Annotated in this window: 1 protein-coding gene; it reads left to right on the top strand. The window is 68.7% G+C overall.

Annotation, left to right across the window (positions count from 1 at the left end):
- The coding region (locus AB0H12_RS45135; RefSeq protein ID WP_499632943.1) for a type I polyketide synthase at positions 1-2,716 on the top strand (2,716 nt) is incomplete at both ends.

The following is a 2,716-nucleotide window of genomic DNA, read 5'->3' on the forward strand; positions in this document are numbered from 1 at the left end:
CGTTGACCCCGGACCGTGTCGATGGGGTGTTGCGTCCGAAGGTGGACGCCGCCTGGAACCTGCACGAGCTCGTGGGTGATGTCTCGGCGTTCGTGTTGTTCTCGTCGGCGTCGGGTGTGTTGGGTGCGCCGGGTCAGGGCAACTACGCGGCGGCGAATGCCTATCTGGATGGGTTGGCGGAGTATCGGCGGTCGAACGGGTTGGCGGCGCACTCGCTGGCCTGGGGCCTGTGGGCTGACGAAGCGGGCATGGGTGGCGAGCTGAGCGAAGCCGACGTGCAGCGGATGCGGCGGACCGGTGTGCTCGCGCTGTCGTCCGCCGAAGGGCTGGCGCTGCTCGACACGTCACTGTCGCTCGACCTGCCGGCTCTGGTGCCGATCCACGTCGACATGTCCGGCGCGACCGCGGCCGATGTGCCGCACATGCTCCACGGGTTGCTGCGCCGCCCGGCGCGGCGTGCGGCGGCGTCCGGTGGTTCGTCGGTGTGGCGTGAGCGGTTGGCGGGGTTGGCTGAGGATCAACGGCTCGCGGTGTTGGTGGAGCTGGTGCGGACGCAGGCCGCCTCCACGTTGGGCCACGCGGGTCCGGAGGCTATTGATCCGGAGCAGGCGTTCAACGACCTCGGGTTCGACTCGCTGTCGGCGGTGGAGTTCCGCAACGGCCTCAGCACGGCGCTGGACATGCGGCTGTCGGCGACGCTCGCGTTCGACTACCCGACGCCGTTCGCGTTGGCCGAGCACTTGCTCGGCGAGGTCACCGGTGAGGGTGAGCGGGCGCGGGCGGTCGTGGCGACGACGTCGGTGACGGATGAGCCGATCGCGATCGTCGGCATGGCGTGCCGCTACCCCGGCGGTGTCACCACGCCCGAGGACCTGTGGCGGCTCGTCGCGGACGGTGTCGACGCCATCGGTGAGTTCCCGACCGATCGCGGGTGGGACGTCGATCGGCTGTTCGACCCGACCGGTCAGCGGCAGGACACCAGCTACACGCGTGAAGGCGGCTTCCTGTACGGGGCGGCGGAGTTCGACCCGGCGTTCTTCGGGATCAGCCCGAACGAGGCGTTGGTGATGGACCCGCAGCAGCGGCTGCTGCTGGAGGCCTCGTGGGAGGCATTTGAAAGGGCCGGTATCGACCCGGTTTCCTTGCGGGGCAGTGATACCGGTGTGTTCGCCGGGATGATGTACCACGACTACGAAGCGAACAACAACACCGGCGCGATGGCGTCCGGTCGCGTCGCTTACACCCTGGGGCTGGAAGGGCCCGCGGTGACGGTGGACACGGCGTGTTCGTCGTCGTTGGTGGCGCTGCACTTGGCGAGCCAGGCGTTGAGGTCGGGTGAGTGCTCGCTGGCCCTGGCCGGTGGCGTGACCGTCATGGCGACCGCGGACACGTTCGTGGAGTTCAGCCGGCAGCGCGGGCTGTCGCCGGATGGCCGGTGCCGGTCGTTCGCCGGTTCGGCGGATGGCACCGGGTGGGGTGAAGGCGTCGGGATGCTGCTGGTGGAGCGGTTGTCGGACGCGCGCCGCAACGGTCACCGGGTGTTGGCGATCGTTCGCGGCACGGCGATCAACCAGGACGGCGCGTCGAACGGCTTCACGGCTCCGAACGGTCCGTCCCAGCGTCGGGTGATCCGGCAGGCGTTGGCGAATGCGGGTTTGACGGCTGCTGATGTGGATGCGGTGGAGGCGCACGGTACGGGTACGACGTTGGGTGATCCGATCGAGGCTCAGGCGTTGTTGGAGACGTATGGGCGTGATCGTGATGTGCCGTTGTGGTTGGGGTCGATCAAGTCGAACATCGGTCACACGCAGGCGGCTGCTGGTGTTGCCGGGATCATCAAGATGGTCATGGCGATGCGGCACGGGGTCCTGCCGTCCACGCTGCACGTCGACGAGCCGTCCCCGCACGTGGATTGGTCTGCGGGGAACGTGCGGTTGTTGACGGAGGCGCGGGAGTGGGCTGCCGGCGGTCGGCCGCGTCGAGCGGGTATCTCGTCGTTCGGGATCAGCGGCACGAACGCCCACGTGATCATCGAGCAGGGGCGTGACGATCGCCGGGAGCCGGCGGCTGACGACTTGCCGGTGGTGCCGTGGGTGTTGTCGGGTCGTTCGGCTGAGGCGGTGCGTGCTCAGGCTGGGCGGTTGGCGTCGTTCGTCGACTCGGATGTCCGGCCGGTCGATGTTGCGGTGTCCTTGGCCGGACGTTCGGTGTTCGAGCACCGGGCCGTGGTGGTCGGTCGGGACCGGGACGAGTTGCTGAGCGGGTTGTCCGAGGTCGTGCCGGCGGTGGCGCGGTCTGCGGGTTCGACGGCCTTCGTCTTCACGGGTCAGGGTTCGCAGCGGCCTGGGATGGGTCGTGAGTTGTCGGCTGCGTTCCCGGTGTTCGCGGGCGCGTTCAGCGAAGTGCTGGCCGGCTTCGACCCGGTGTTGCGGGATGTGGTGTGGGGTGAGGATGCGGAGCGGTTGGACCGCACGGAGTTCACCCAGCCAGCGCTGTTCGCGTTCGAGGTTGCGCTTTACCGGTTGTTGGAGTCGTGGGGTGTTCGGCCGGACTTCCTGGCCGGCCACTCGATCGGTGAGATCGCGGCGGCCCATGTGGCCGGAGTCCTGTCGCTCCCTGAAGCGTGTCGGTTGGTGTCGGCGCGTGCGGGTTTGATGCAGGCGTTGCCCGAGGGTGGGGCGATGGTGGCGGTCAAGGCTGCTGAGGCCGATGTGCT

This window comes from Actinosynnema sp. NPDC023794 (assembly GCF_040639675.1).
Lineage (GTDB): Bacteria > Actinomycetota > Actinomycetes > Mycobacteriales > Pseudonocardiaceae > Actinosynnema > Actinosynnema luteola.